At 49.6% G+C, this 15,571-nt stretch carries 8 protein-coding genes and 1 pseudogene; 4 read left to right on the plus strand and 5 right to left on the minus strand.

Annotated elements, in window-relative coordinates; genetic code table 11:
* The first annotated feature begins 283 nt into the window (after positions 1–283).
* From PsWM33_RS18360 to PsWM33_RS18375, 3 genes and pseudogenes are all read left to right on the plus strand, one after another.
* Complete coding sequence (locus PsWM33_RS18360) at positions 284–505, plus strand: hypothetical protein (RefSeq protein WP_063301179.1); 222 nt, start codon at positions 284–286, stop codon at positions 503–505.
* Between the two features lie 26 nt (positions 506–531).
* On the plus strand, positions 532–759 hold the full coding sequence (locus tag PsWM33_RS18365) for a hypothetical protein (protein ID WP_063297798.1): 228 nt from the start codon (positions 532–534) through the stop codon (positions 757–759).
* 425 nt (positions 760–1,184) lie between these two features.
* A pseudogene (locus PsWM33_RS18375) lies at positions 1,185–1,538 on the plus strand (transposase); the annotation flags it as partial.
* Between the two features lie 742 nt (positions 1,539–2,280).
* Here the strand turns inward: PsWM33_RS18375 and PsWM33_RS18380 are convergent.
* From PsWM33_RS18380 to PsWM33_RS18400, 5 genes are read right to left on the minus strand one after another with little or no spacing between them, the layout of a single operon-like run.
* Entirely contained in the window at positions 2,281–3,192 is a 912-nt protein-coding gene (locus tag PsWM33_RS18380; protein WP_063301182.1) for a TauD/TfdA dioxygenase family protein, read from the minus strand.
* 23 nt (positions 3,193–3,215) lie between these two features.
* Positions 3,216–3,857: a hypothetical protein gene (locus PsWM33_RS18385; RefSeq protein ID WP_063301183.1), complete on the minus strand. Its 642-nt coding sequence runs from the start codon at positions 3,855–3,857 to the stop codon at positions 3,216–3,218.
* Positions 3,844–4,557, minus strand: a complete 714-nt coding sequence (locus PsWM33_RS18390; protein ID WP_153039970.1) for a hypothetical protein — start codon at positions 4,555–4,557, stop codon at positions 3,844–3,846. The genes PsWM33_RS18385 and PsWM33_RS18390 overlap by 14 nt, the downstream gene beginning before the upstream one ends.
* Positions 4,526–5,572, minus strand: a complete 1,047-nt coding sequence (locus PsWM33_RS18395) for a GSCFA domain-containing protein (protein ID WP_063301184.1) — start codon at positions 5,570–5,572, stop codon at positions 4,526–4,528. The genes PsWM33_RS18390 and PsWM33_RS18395 overlap by 32 nt, the downstream gene beginning before the upstream one ends.
* A gap of 35 nt (positions 5,573–5,607) precedes the next feature.
* Positions 5,608–6,846, minus strand: coding sequence for an MFS transporter (locus PsWM33_RS18400; RefSeq protein ID WP_082827070.1), 1,239 nt, complete (start codon positions 6,844–6,846; stop codon positions 5,608–5,610).
* 393 nt (positions 6,847–7,239) lie between these two features.
* On the opposite strand from PsWM33_RS18400, the gene PsWM33_RS18410 reads away from it, so the two are divergent.
* Complete coding sequence (locus PsWM33_RS18410) at positions 7,240–15,540, plus strand: non-ribosomal peptide synthetase (RefSeq protein WP_063301187.1); 8,301 nt, start codon at positions 7,240–7,242, stop codon at positions 15,538–15,540.
* The last annotated feature ends 31 nt before the right edge of the window (positions 15,541–15,571 follow it).

The raw sequence follows: 15,571 nt of genomic DNA on the forward strand, positions 1-15,571 counted from the left end.
CCACTTTCACAACCTGTCCAAATTTCCCGAGCCAGCTCTACCAATCACGTAAAATATGGATCGTAAAATAAATAACGTTAATATTCACCAGTAAACAATAGTAAAGAATGGTGTAATGTTAACCGGATGTATTCTAGGTAATATTACTTACACAATACTGAGCAATACTTCAATCTCTGAGATTGTGTAGATTATCTAGGCCGTAATATCATAGGAGTGTAGTCCCGTGGCATGTGATTCAGTTGTCATTACCCCTATCCAGAATGGAGGGAATCTTAATATTATGGTGGGAGCTAAATCCGGTACAAACCCGGCAATCATGACCTGGATAATTGTAAAGCAACCTAACGTTACCCGTTTTTTCTATCCGGATGATTTCAATATTGGCGGAATGTTTGTCTATCCAGGACTTAGCCAGTCCAAGCTCTTCATCCCAATTGCACCTGGTGATATCCAGGTAACTGTATACTACACCGATTCAAATTGCGTTGCGGAAGCACCTTAACCCCCAAAATCACTGGAGATAATTTAATGGCAAAGCGCCGCAAAAGAGCTGGTGAAAGTATCCGTGAGCTTTCCTTCGCAGTTCCAAGGCTGACAATCAAAGAAGTCGATGAGGAAGTCAGCAAGGCTGCAGGCGGAGTACCTGTTCGCTTACTTGAAGCCAAAACAAACGTAAATGGATATGTAACGGATATCAAAATTGCAGATTCCGAACACTTGGTTGATTTCCCTATTCTGATCAAGGCCTGCAGCTAGATCGTCGGTTTGGAATATAAATCAAACCCTTTCCCTGCGATGGAAATTATGATCCCCTCTTGTTCGTGAGGAGATCATGGTAAAAGAGATTGGGTTGGATTTATGTGATTAACAAATCTTTGATGGCCATGATGGCCATGATGGCCATGATGGCTTGTTGACTGTTTTTAAGAATACGCGCAATAGCCAATATTAATCGTTCTGCAGCAAGCAGTTTCCGTGCTTTTTCTTTTTTGTACCGCTTACAATATCGGGGTATGTCCCAGAACCTTGCCTTGAGTCTTGGTACACTGAAGTCCAGATCGTGTGCATTCAACCAGAAGGTCTCACTCAAACTTGGTCACCAGATCGTTCATCCCATGGTGAGTTTCTCCGCAGAGCTGGTCAGATTCCCCCTCTCAGGCAAGGCAGTTGGCTACCAACTGCTGATGAGCATCCCCGGCATCGGATCTATCATCTCCACCGCGCTGGTGGCCGCCATCGGCAACGGATCTGCTTTTGAACGCGGACGAGACCTTGGCGCTTGGTTGGGCCTAGTCCCCCGGCAGTACAGTACAGTACAGTACAGTACAGGAGACAAACCCATCCTAGGCAAAATATCGAAAGCCGGAAATCGCTATTTACGCATGCTGTTGGTGCAGGCGGCACACGTTTTTATGATGCGACCGAAACTTTGGCTGAATCTAAGCTTCGGAGACTGGCTGGAGCGGGCATCCAAGCGAATGCATAAGAATAAACTGGCCGTCGCCTTGGCCAATAAGCCGACAAGGATCGCCTAAAGCGTATTGTATAATTGCAGGGAGCTTGACAGCCATAAAAACTGACATGGAGGCGACCTAACCAGAACCTCCTTAAAAGTTCGCGACAGAGCATAAGCATAGAACGGAAGAAAGAACGCACCAAAAGTCAAAGGGCCAAAATGGCTTTAAGTAACCTGTCTGGTAATTAGACTGTCAGTACGTGTGTATTACCATCAAGGCCACGGCCCGCGCGCCGATAAACAGGTCGGATACATAGTAGCGACTTCAAGATTCAAAGTAAAAAATCTCTTGCGAAATGCAGGCGGTCCATACATATGGCCCAAGCCAGAACAGCTAAGACTTGATGTCGAGTTAGATTATTGCACCGCAGCGAATGGCAGCTTTGGTCAGCACTGCTGCCGCTGGCGTCGTGCTTAAGTGTGATCCGCACACTTGGCAGACTCATCGTCCCCGAAAGCTCCTTCAGCAGTGCCTTTCTCCTTTTTGCCCTGTCGTCCTGCGATGTGTAGGGTCTTCGTCCGTCAGGGCCAGAGCGCTGCGGCAAGGTGTAAGCTCCCTGCCACTCATGACATTCCTGCCTTGCGCCCTACCCACCAGTTCTGCTTGGTTGCAACAAATGTTGTTGCCGATATATTTAGGCGGAGTTCCGACATTTATCAGACCTGATGGTGAACGCTTTTAAGGCTTAAGATAAAAATACTTAACTGGTAGGGGCCAGAGACCCTATCCTTCAAACGAATGAAGTCGTGTTGCGTGGTACTCAGTCTGCCAACTCCATTTCCTTCATGATTAGGTGAGGTTTTGCGGCGGCTGGTTGAGTGCCCAAAACAGTTACGCGTTCGCCAAAGCGGGAGTATGGGTAATAGTCCCAGACTGCGCGATGCTGCGTGCAACGATTGTCCCAAAACACCAATGTCCCCGGCTCCCAACGTATACGGCAATTCAATGCCTGTTCGCGTTCAACGAGTTGAAAGAGCATCTTTAAAATGGCATCACTCTCGTCCTCGGATAAACTCGGAATATGCGTTGTAAAACCCGAGTTCACAAAAAGCATTGGCTTGCCTGTCTCAGGGTGTTTCGCAACTATTGGGTGCTCAGTTTTAGGTAGCCCTTCTGGCGGCGTGAAGCCCTTCCACGGCACGGCTCCGTCGTGAACTGCAGTCAGCCCAAGTAAGAACTCTTTCATCTCAGGCGACAACATCTCATAGGCCAGATGCATGTTCGCGAACACGGTATCCCCACCGCATCCAAGCTCAGGTGTCTCATGCATGTACAACATCGAGCTATGCGAAGGGGCAGGATCAGCTGTACCATCTGTATGCCAAACCTCTCCTGCAACAAAGCGAGATTTCTTACCGGCACGGATTAAGACAATCTCGGGATCATCACCATCAATGTCACTCAACGGAAGAGCACGCAGTGTACCAAACTGCCGGGCAAACTCCTTTTGTTGATCTTTGGTGAGTTTTTGGTTGCGGAACACCAGAACATGATTCTCAAGAAACGCACGGTGAATCTCTGCAAACTGCTCTTTGTTTACGCCATCAGATAGATTTACTCCGCAGACCTCAGCGCCAATGACCGGTGTAAGACGGTCCAGCTGAATACGCCTGTAGGTTTCTCGAGGTGCTGCGGCAATACTTTCAATAGCTGTCAGAGCATGTTCATGCATGAAGTTCTCTCCTTGGAAAATAGTTAAACAATAACAGTTCGAAGGCATCTAACGAGGTGCTGTCGAGCCTCACAGTAACGCCTCTCCAACTCACCAAATGCATGAGCACACGCAAAGGCATAGGCCGAAGCTTTAAACAGGCTGAGTAAAGCAGTCGTGTTTGCATCTTGCAGCGAGCCATCAGTAAACAGTTTGGCGTTTATGTTGGAATGAACTTGCGCGTTTGCTCGCGCAAACGCCTTGGTATTGGCTTCGCTGTTTAAAGTGCCATAATAATCAGCATAAGCTTCCGCAGAGCCAAACTCGCTCTCGATCATATCTTTGTTGCCCGCGGCAAACTCAAGGGCACTGGAGTGTGAAACGCGGTAGGTTTTCTCCGCGACAAACGCAAGGCGAAACAGGACTAAATAGGCGCCTTCTAACGCATCGAGCCAATGCTCTAAAACCGGCATACCCCCAATCGCGGCTTTGCAATGCAACTCTTTGAGGCATTCCAGCTCACACGTATTTTCCCCACGCATCTGTGCTGCTTCAATTCCAAGCACCAGTACTGTTCGCCCCATGTACGCATGGAGCTTCTGAACCGTACCATCGGTCAACAACGACATGGTACAGCTCGTCAGATCAGCCTCAATGTGTTCTTGCTTCAAATCACGCACCAACATGGGCTGATACCCTCTGACTGACAAACGCATTCAAAATAGCCTGCCCAAATGCAGTATTCCCGTGAATCGGGTCATTTTCCTGCGCGAAGTCTTCGCGCTGTAGTTTATCAAAACCCGTAGTACCATCACGAACGTCCAGAACCGGAAGACCCAAGCGTTCTGCTTCTGCAAACAACACGTTTTGCGCTGCTTGGAAAACACTTGGCTCTGAAGTCTCAGGCACCTTCTGGGGAGGAAGAACGGCAAACACCTCAACTCCCATTTTGAGAACGGTGCAGTAGAAATCCAAAGCGCCCTGTGCCATTGCACAGATAAGGTCATGAAACAGAGGGCCTTCCAGAAAGGCTGATGGCAGCTTTCCGTCAACCTCCCTGTATATCTCCCAGTTTTCAGTGGTTGCATAAAAATGCAGCGCAAAGCCGAAAGTGCAGAGCAGTGGAACCTTTACATCCTGCAGCGAATTTGCATCGAGTTCCCCCAGAAAAGTCAGATACATTTCATTGGCATAACCACTTCGAAAAACCGGACTTTTGTTATTCCAGTCAACAAAAGGAGCTGTGAACTCGCGCCCTGCCCCCATTGGACCACCAACGAACGGGATTCCAGCTTCCTTGGCCGCACGCCCAATTGCGCCAGCGTGGGAGTCTCCTAGCAACAAGAACTGGATGTCATTTGTAATAGTCGAGTAGTTCTTCTTCACAGATGATATCCTCAGTTGGCAGGAATGATTGCGTGCTGATTTCTGATTGACCTTGCAGCGTCTGGTCAGCAGAAGAAATGCCATTAAAGAAATGGTCCATTACAAACCGGACGCCGGTTGGTGTGATCGTGCGCTTGTTGGGGCTGTAGAACACTCCGTTCATGGGAGGAGAAGCAACCAGTTCGTAGGATGGAAAATACTCCACGTTCTCATTGGAGGCTTCCAACTGCCCTGCCACAGCTCTCAGAACAGACTTGGTATAGGTGGAAGCTGTTAGCACATGATGCGTCGTGAATGTCGCCGTGACCGGAACCGGTGAGACGGTGAACACCAGACGTAGGTTGGGATTGTGCCTTCCTATAAGATCGATACATTCCTGAAAATCAGAGAGTATTTCTGCAAAGGCAAAATTATGTGCTTTATGCAATCTTTCATCAAACCGGCCTTTCACTGTGCCAGGGCACATAGGATAGACAACATCTGTTGCGGTATTGAGCCATGCCTCTGTCAAACCCATAGTAAACACGAACAGATCAGCAGAGCTTATCGCTTTGCGAATAGCTTCAAGGGTGTCTTCACGTGATGCCCACATGGCTTGAGGGCTTTCAAAGCCATCAGGAGAAATATTGGGCCGGAATGGATCGAAGTACCGCTCTCCATTATTCCAGGTCTCTCTAGACTGGGGGACTTCATCAAAAGCCCATTGGAGCCATTGCAACAACAAACGTGCAGTATAGATATTTCCTGTTCTGAATGAGAAAACGCCATAGTTGTGATCAAGCGCTTCCCGAGCGCACAAATCGTCAGGCGCGGGTTCTGCATTATGCCAGTTCATCCCACGTCGCTGCAGTTCTTTGCCCATGTTTTGAGAGAAGCAAGATCCAGCAGTTATTATGGCAGCATCCTTCTGTATCTTAAACTTCGGGGTCCAGACCTGCGAGATCGAGAAATAGTCTCGCTCTGCGATCGATAGGCGCCAGAACTTGTTGGAAGCCAGAGAACTGTACGGGTTCATTTCACACCACTCCTCACGTGAGATGGGTCAGCATTTCAGCTGGCCTGCTCCGCAATTTCTTCTCTTTGTTTGGTTGCACTGAGCAGCCGGAAACCCAGGTAAGCTACCGGCACGCACATGATCGCGGATGTGAGGAACAATGGCCCTCCACCGATGTGTTCAATCACCATTGCTGCAGCAAATGGGACCGCAGCAGCTCCCGCATTGGAGAGCATGTAAAGGCCCATATAGCTGTTCCTAAGACGGAAAGGAGCAGTGCGATCCACCACTGTAGCAAACAAAGGCATGGCGATAATTTCCGCCAATGTCGCAAGCGCTATTGCAACAAGCCACAACTCCCTTATTTCAGAGCGATTGGAAGCGATCACCAGCAGACCAAGCATCAGGAAAAAGAATGCAGCCAGAATGGCCTTATGTTCTTCAAGCTCAACCAGCCACTTCATCAAGAACAGATGGACAACCAAAACGACGCTCGTGTTGGTAACATTGATCGATGCGATAATCCCATTAATGTCAGGCGTTTCGAGAGACATCAGGAAAAATGTCAGGGGCTCATCTATTTGTGCATACAGGATGACCAGGAAGAAATTTGAGATAAACAGTGTCAGAAAAAGACGATCCACTACGGATGTTTTTAACAGTGTCGAAACCGGCATTTCCTCCCTGTCTGAGACAACAACGCTTGGCGCGACACTTTTCATTATGCAGAGCGCGAGAACAGCGTACGCCACCGCACCTGCCAGAAAAGCGAAGTTTGAGTTTTGGTTTGCAAACCATAGCCCGCACAAAGGCCCTAACGCACCTGCGATATTGACCAGATAGTAGCGTATGTGAAACAGCAGTGGTCGGTCTTCATCTTTCGCTGCGCAGTCCCCCAATGCAGATCGTAAAAGCGGCTCGAGTGCACCATTGGCAACGGACATGCCCACGATAACCGCAAAATAGATCTGCTCGTCCCTGCCAAACGCCAGAACGCAATAGAGCCCTAAGATGCTCAAAGCACTGATCAGCATGATCGCGCGACGATTCAACTTGTCCGCTATAATCCCACTTACAGGCGAGGCAATAAGCGCAGCAAACGCCGACAGCGAAAAAACTACCCCAAGTTCGGCAATAGAGGTTCCGAAGTTTCGTGCCATGAGTACCGCGAAGAAAGGCCAGATCATGAACGATGCAAAGCGTGCGCAAAAGGTGCCAACCAGAATAGTTTTTGCTGGTCTCGGAAGTACCCAGAACTGACGCAGAAATGATTGCCGGTGACGTGGTACGGGCATGAAGAAAATAACCTGCTCGTTAATGAGGACGTTCGGCGCGAAAATTGCGCGGCGAGTTAGTTGCTATAGAAAACTTCGCAATCAGTGTTTGACCAGCCTTTTAGGTTGCCGATCATATCAATGTTGAGATGCTCTCCCTCAAATATGAGTGGTTCATTTGTTTCCCCAGCACGCTAACAAGATGCTTTCAGATTCGAATTATAACTTGACTTTGTGATATATTAGAAAGAATGTTTGAGCAATTAAAAATTTAATACCCGAGGCCCTAATGAATAAAATTCATCTTTACTTCCAAAAATCCGATATAAACGGACGTATGGACTGAGAGTGAGTACAAATAACTCTCAGTAATATAAATTTTTATTCAATTACACAATCAATGATAGTTGTTTCATGGAAGAAACCAATCCTCGCAACCAGGTTACGATGAACCCAGGTGACCTAGGCAATGTCGTGTCGCAAATAGAACAAGTTGTGACGAAAAATGCTTCAAAGCCAGCCTTAGTCGGGGATGGTAAGATTATCAGTTACCGCGAAATGCTTGCCGCGACAGCCCAACTAGCGAGCGTTCTGCAATCAAACGCAGTAGGGCCTGAAGTTACTGTTGGGGTGTGTATGCCTCGCACTCCAGAAGCCATAATAGCGTTGCTTGCCACTCATAAAGCTGGAGGAGTTTATGTCCCGCTGGACAATAGCCTCCCACGCAAACGGCTTGAGTTCATGCTTAAGGACAGCAAGGCCAGTATCGTTGTGTGCACTGAAGAAACGGCTTCTCTTGTGAAGGAGTTATCTGCTGAGATACCGAACTCATTGCAGATCGTTAATTATTCTAAACTGGATCCAACTCCCTTCACTAGCAGCACAAGCCAATCGGTTAATCCAGATCAGCTTGCTTACATCATCTACACCTCAGGCTCTACGGGACAGCCCAAGGGTGTCATGGTTGAACATCGTGGCCTGCTAAATCTAGTCTCTGAACAAGCACGCTGTTTTGGTCTGGATGAGACTTCTCGCGTCCTTCAGTTCGCATCTTTAGGTTTTGATGCGTCAATATCCGAAATTCTGGTAAGTTTATGTTGCGGAGCGCAGCTTCATTTTGCACCCGACGGCACGCTGTTAGCCGGAGATGCATTGAAGCAGATGGTTAGAGAAAGATGTATTTCTCATCTAACAGTGCCTCCTTCTCTTGCCAGTCGCATGGACCCGTTGGATTACTCGAGCTTAAAGACATTGGTGGTCGCGGGCGAGGCAATGCCGTGGCCGCTCGTGGAACGCTGGTCCGGGCACGTTAACCTGATAAATGCATACGGTCCGACTGAAAACACCGTATGCGCAACACTTTACAAGAGCAGCGGTGAAACTGGTAGTTCGGATACAGTTCCAATAGGCAAACCGATCTCAAACGTTGATGTCCATCTTCTCGATGATGACCTGAAACAAGTGAAAGATGGTGAGGTCGGCACCCTGTGGCTAGGTGGTATCGGGTTAGCCCGTGGATACAAGAACCAACCAGATCTTACCGCGAAAGTATTCCGTTCTGTCCTCGGCATTGCAACTGGCCGGCTCTATAACACAGGAGACCGCGCGCGGCGACTTGCGGATGGAACGCTGGAGTTCCTCGGTCGTCTGGATGAGCAGGTCAAGGTGCGTGGCTATCGTGTTGAACTGAAAGAAATCGAGAAGTGTTTTTCTGAGCTTGGATGCATAGAGCACGCCCATGTTACTACGACAACAGAGTACTCAAAAGACCCGGAAATCCTCGCCTATTTCACTTCGCGAGATGGCAATCTTGTCCCTAGCGTAGACGAGTTTAAAACGAGCCTCTCCGCCTTCTTGCCAAACTATATGGTACCGAGCGCGTTTATTCACCTCGAAGAGTTCCCTCTAAATAGAAATGGCAAGATAGATCGAAAAGTGCTTCCAGCTCCCGACAGATATGCCCGCGGCGCGCAGGCAAACGAGTTTCCAAGCACAGAAACTCAGCAGATCCTCGCTGATTTTTGGATAGATCTGCTCCACGTCGAAACGGTCTTTCGTAATGACACACTTCAAACTCTGGGAGGCTCTTCCCTTGATGCAGTTCAGTTTCTCACGCGGTGCCGTGAACGGTTTGGCCCAGCCCTCACACTAGAAGATGTATTTACCGGAAAGAACCTCTGCGAACTCGCAGCAAAAATCCAAACCTCAGAAAAACCGGACAGATCCGAGAGGGCTTTGACTGATTATGATCTGGGAAGAACCACCTTCCCCGTTTCTCATCAGCAAAACGGAGTGTGGTTACTGGAAAAACTAACGCCGGGATCTCTTGCATACAACGCTCAATGCCTGATCCGGATGCAGGGCAAAGTAGATGCATCCGCGTTACGCTCAGCATTGGACCTGCTTGTCGAGCGTCATGAGATTTTTCGCACTACGTTTCACGAAGATACTTCTGGCACGACCTATCAGAAAGTTCATCAACCTGTGCCGGCCCAATTGGACCCGGTGGACCTCAACACCTCAATGGATAGTCCAGAGCTCTGGAGGGCTGTTGATCGTGAGGTCTCAAAACCCTTTGACACCAGCCGCTTGCCGTTGGCTCGTTGGGTATTGTTCAAGCTTGATGATGGCTCTTCCGCTCTCTTGCACATTGAACATCACCTTGTTCATGACGGTTGGAGCGCGAATATCTTTCTTTCAGAGTTTCTGGAGGCTTATGAGGCTTTCGCAGATGGAGCACTGCCCAATCTTGCACCTGTCCCTGCTCAGTACCGGCATTACGTGGGATGGCAGCAAAGTGAGGACGCTGAAAGAACCTATGAAAAGCAGCTGACCTATTGGAAAGAACAACTCTCAGGCGCCAACTTTACTCTCGCTCTCCCGACTGATGCCTCGCGCCCTGAAACAATGTCGTTCAAAGGTAAACAGTCCCGTTTGGAATTAACAGGGGCGCTGCTTCAAAAACTGGAAGCCTACTGTAAGGCCAGTGGTCATACAGATTATACTGTGCTTCTCGGTGTCTTCCATCTTCTACTCTCCCGCTACACAGGCCAAAAAGACCTGCTCACAGGCAGCGCCGTCGCAAACCGGAAAACCAGCTTTTCAGAACATATGCTGGGCATGTTTGTGAACAGTGTCGTTATTCGCTCCGATCTGTCTAACAACCCAAGTTTTTCAGAATATCTACATCAACTGCGAAGCACACTCTCCAACGCTTATGACAATGAAGAAGTGCCGTTTGAACGAGTTGTCCGAGCGCTGCAGCCTGAACGGGACCTTGCCAGAAACCCCATTTTCCAAGTTGGTTTTAGCTACCACAACTCAAAGGTACCAGAGCTTGCAAGAGACGAGTTGAAGGTCTCGCTATACGAAGCCTATAGCAACAACTCTGCCAAATTTGATATTGAGGTAGTCATTCTACCCCGTTCCTCTGACAGTACTGATATCCCGGCGCTGACTCTTTTGTGGAACTATGCGACTGACCTCTTTCAGCCTCAAACCATAGAACGCATGCAGGAAAATTTCTTCGCATTGCTGGAACAGTGTTTATCTGAGCTGAGCCTGTCAGTTGCCAGTTTCAGCGCGGTTTGTGAAGAAGAACGAAAGCAACTGCTCTCGCTCAGCGCGCCTACCCAACCACCGAAGACCAGTGCACCAAGTCTGGTTGTCCATAGACTGGAACAGCTCGCAAAATCCCAGCCTCAACACATTGCAATCCTTCTGGACGAAACATCACTCTCCTGCGGAGAATTAGAAAAGCAAGCCGCATACCTGGCCATGAAACTACGTGTTCATGGTGTAGGTAAGGAGAAGCTGGTCGGCGTATGTATGGAAAGAAACGCCGATTTGATCGTGGCACTGCTGGCAGTCTGGAAAGCTGGTGGAGCATATCTTCCAATCGATCCCGCACTACCAGAAGCGCGAATGGCCTTTATTCTTCAGGACAGTGCGCCAGATTTGATTTTATGCTGCCGTGCGACGCACCAATCTCTTGCAAGTTTGCCAGACAATCAAAATCTCCATGTTTTTGAAGCTCTTGAAGAAAACACAGACCACTCAGTGCCGATAGGTCTTGTGCTGGAGCCTGTCTGCGCTGAGGACCTTGCTTATGTCATCTACACCTCAGGATCTACCGGGCAACCCAAAGGTGTTCAAATTGAACATCGACACATTGCACGTCTGATTGACACCTGCCAGCCTCTGTTCAACTTCACATCTTCCGATGTCTGGTCCTTCTTCCATTCCTACGCGTTTGACTTTTCGGTCTGGGAGATATGGGGAGCTCTTTCTACGGGCGGCTCTGTTGCAATTGTGCCAGAGGATGTGCGCCGTGATCCCGCTCAGTTCTACACTTTGTGCTGCAAACAAGGGGTAACGGTTCTCAGTCAAACACCTTCCGCCTTTCATGCTTTCATGGTGGCACAGGCCGAAGCCAACACGCCACATGCATTGCGCTCAGTGGTGTTTGGTGGTGAAGCCCTGTCAACGCGGATGCTCAAAAGCTGGTTCGATAACCCTGGCAATGCGGAGTGTCAGATGGTGAACATGTACGGGATCACAGAAACCACCGTACATGTTTCCTATATGGAGCTCACGGCTGAGAACATTCATCGCTATTCAGAAGGTAGCCCCATTGGTCGCCAGTTGGATGACCTGAGCCTTCATGTACTGGATGATAACCTCATGCCTGTGCCTTTGGGTGCAACCGGAGAGCTATTCGTCGGTGGAGCGGGCGTTGCACGAGGCTACCTTAACCGTCCTGCTTTAAACGCGGAGCGGTTTATTGAGAGCCCTCTTTCGCCTGCAGATCGCCTGTATAAAACTGGGGATCTGGCTAGGTATGCAACTGACGGAACTTTGTTGTATCTGGGCCGGAATGACAGCCAGGTGAAAGTGCGCGGATACCGCATCGAACTGGGCGAAGTCGAAGCCGCTCTCGCCACCCACGATGAGCTTCAGCACGTTGTTGTCACCTGTAGAAATGAGGCCACAAGTGATGCCCTGCTGGTCGCTCACTATGTGCCCGTGGCACAAACGGCAGGATTGGACACCAACACGCTCCATTCTTTTGCAGCTAATCTTCTGCCAAGCTACATGGTGCCCTCAGTATTCGTTGAGTTAGAAGCACTACCGCTGACCCAGAACGGTAAACTGGATCACAAAGCGCTTGAAAGATACGACGTTGGACAGACCAAAAGCAAAACCTTTGCAGACCCAGAGGGGGACCGCGAAACGCTGTTAGCTCAGGTTTGGGCAGATATTCTGAAGGTCGAACAGGTTGGCCGCTTTGACAACTTTTTTGAACTGGGTGGTCACTCACTCTTAGCTGCAAGAGTACAGGCCTCCCTGCATGCAAAAGGCTTCCATCTGGCAGCAGTGGATTTGCTGCGCTGGCCAGTGCTCAAGGATCTTGCGCAACACATTCAATCCAGCGTTCAACAAAGGTCATCTGCTGGAGAAAACAACACCAACCAACGCCCAATGTCTATCTCCGGCCTTTCGCAAATGCAGATTGAGCATGTTGCAGGCTCGGTCCCCGGTGGCATCCAAAATGTAAAAGACATTTACCCTCTGACACCATTACAGGAAGGCATTTACTTCCATCATCGGCTTTCAGAACAAGGGGACCCTTATCTGCTCTGGAGCCTGATGGCATTTGAGACCGCTGAAGCATTGCAGAGCTATCTTGCGGCCCTACAGAAGGTTATGGATCGCCACGACATTTTGCGCACAGTGTTTGTGTCCGAAGGGCTGGAACAGCCACTTCAGGTTGTTCTGAAAAATGTTAAGCTGAAAACCTGTGAGTTGGATACTGATAGCCTCAAAGGTACTGGAGATGTCGTTGCAAAGCTTCAGGCCTTATTTGATCCCCGAATAACAAAAGTTGATCTTCGCGAACCCTCTCTTCTTCGCGTTCATTATTGCTATGATGCTGACAACAAACGCTGGTTGGCTCTTAAACTGTTCCACCACATTATCGACGACAACACATCACTCAAGCAGCTGAACGCTGAGGTCAAAGCATTCATGATGGAGCAAGGTGAGGCGTTGCCTGCTCCTGTTCAGTTTGGAAAATATGTTGCGTTCCAACAGGAGCAGACCCGCAAGGAGGACACACGCAACTTCTTTCATGACCTGTTCAGTGGATTTGAAAGCGCCACAGCGCCCTTTGGCCTTACAGGTGAGCATGTTCATGGCGCAGATCTGGATACTGATAGCACCAGTACCGACAGCGCGCTCACTGCGGACATCAGAGAACTTGCCAGCCGATTAGGGGTGAGTACAGCTTCAGTATTTCACTTCGTCTGGGCTCTGGTCATGGCAAGGTGTTCTGGTCAGGAAGATATTTGCTTTGCCACAGTTCTCCTTGGACGATTGCAAGGGCTTGAAAATGCTGAGCGGATACTGGGTCCCTTCATCAACACCCTCCCCTTGCGCATCCAGCTTGGTGACAGGGATTGGGTGAGCGCCCTTCGTGCTGTTCACCAGATACTTATCGATCTGATGCACCATGAGTTCTCCTCGCTAACCGATGCGATTGAAGCCAGTGGGGTGGACCGTACTACACCACTCATCACTTCGCTGATTAACTTTCGCCATGCCGAGCTTCTGTCGGATGGGTCTCAAGGTACCTCTCACCGCGACTTACCAGGCGCCACGTACCTCACCGGCCATTATGGCACCAGTTACCCGTTTAACCTGACAATTGATGACTTCGGGGGAACATTCAAAGTCCAGACACAGGCCCCACATGGTTGCAATGCATCTGCACTTTTGAGGATGACACTGGAGGGACTGCAACACCTCACAAAAGTCTATCCAGAGGCTGAAACGACACCAACACATCAACTTGTTGGTTTGGATCGGGATCTGGAGACCAAGCTCCATGAATTTGCAGCAGGGCCAGAGTTTTCGGAGAGTTCAAACACACTCCATGGCGGCTTTGAAGCCGCTGCTGCAGCACGCGGTGATCAGGTTGCCTTGATCAGTGAAGAACTCCAACTCACTTATGCTCAGGTGAACAGTCAAGCCAACAAGCTTGCCAGATATCTGGTTTCCAAAGGCGTTGGATATCAAGACCGTGTTGCGGTGTGCATGCTAAAAACCGCTGATGCCGTCATCGCACTCCTCGCCATCCTGAAAACCGGCGTAGCCTATGTCCCAGTTGATGCAACCTACCCCATTGAGCGCATCACTTACTTGATTGAAGACAGCGCTCCGGCTCTGGTTCTGTGTGATGATGTCACCCTGCCTCAAATGGTAGAGATGGGTGTTACTGAGAAGCTGATCAATCTGGATCAGCCTGATCCATGCTGGCAGGTGCTTGGCGAAGACAACTTGAATGCATCGGTTTCCCGCAAAAACACAGCTTATGTGATCTACACCTCTGGCACCACGGGCAAACCTAAGGGCGTGATGGTACCGCACAAAGGTCCGGCTAATCTCGTTGCTTGGTTCCAGCAGCAAGGACAAATCACGCAGCAAGACAGAGTTCTCCTGTCCACCTCTCTCACCTTTGACATCTCAGTGGTTGAGATATTCGCCAGCCTTACCTGTGGTGCCAGCATAATTGTGGCAGACCGCTCCCGCTTACTGGAAGGTACGTATCTGGTTGAACTCATCGGTGAGTATCAGGTCACAGTCTGTCAGTTTGTCCCTTCTTTGTTGGGCTTCTTCCTGTCTTGCGAAGGGGCTGACACTTGCACGAGCTTGCGGTCTATGCTGTGCGGTGGTGAGGCCTTTTCTTCCTATCTGGCAAAGCGTTGTTTCGAAATACTGGGGCCCGTACGGCTGCAGAACCTTTATGGACCTACTGAGGCAAGCATATATTGCACAGCGCAAGAGGTTGAACATCACGCAGATTATCCGCCAGTTGTTCCTATAGGCCGCCCCATCGCAGGCATGACTATGTATGTTCTGGATCAACATCTGGCACTTGCCGCCCCCGGTGTGGCGGGGGAGCTTTATGTTGCTGGCCCAGGTGTTGCAGCCGGATATCTGAACCGCCCAGAACTCACAGCAGAACGTTTTATTGATAGCCCGTTCAAAGCTGGAGAGCGCCTTTATAAGACTGGTGATGTTGGGCGCTATCTGAAAGATGGCACCATTGAGTATTTAGGGCGAGATGACTTCCAGATCAAAGTGCGTGGCTATCGGATTGAGCCCGGCGAGATCGAACATGCCTTGCGTCTGAGTGAGGGCGTGTCCAATGCTGTCGTCGTGGCCCATCAGGATCAGGCCAAAGACACGCAGCTGGTTGCCTATGTATGCCCTGATAAAGGCGTTGGCCAACTAGATCCTGCTGCATTGCGTACCATCCTCGCCAGTCAATTGCCGGAGTATATGGTGCCGGGGCTCTATGTGCAGTTGGATACCTTGCCTTTGACGTCTAACGGCAAAATAGACCGTATCCAGCTTCCAAAGCCCGATAGCGGCAGCGTTCAGCCGATCACCAGTTACGTGCCTCCTGAAACCCCAATGGAAGAGGAGCTTGCACGTATCTGGGCCGAAGTTCTGCAGCTGGAGCGTGTCGGCATACGCGACAACTTCTTCGACATTGGCGGACATTCTCTTCGAGCCACACGCATTATTGCCCGAATGCATGATGTGTTGGGAATGGAAGTGCCGCTGCGCATCTTTTTCGAGCGCCCCACCATTGAGCAGACACTCGATTACATTTTTGAAGAGCTGGAAGCAGCCGAAGAATATTCCTGACGCAGAAGCAGATTGTCAGCGTCATTGGGAG

Origin of the sequence: Pseudovibrio sp. WM33, assembly GCF_001623165.1 — a bacterium.
Classification (GTDB): Bacteria; Pseudomonadota; Alphaproteobacteria; order Rhizobiales; family Stappiaceae; genus Pseudovibrio.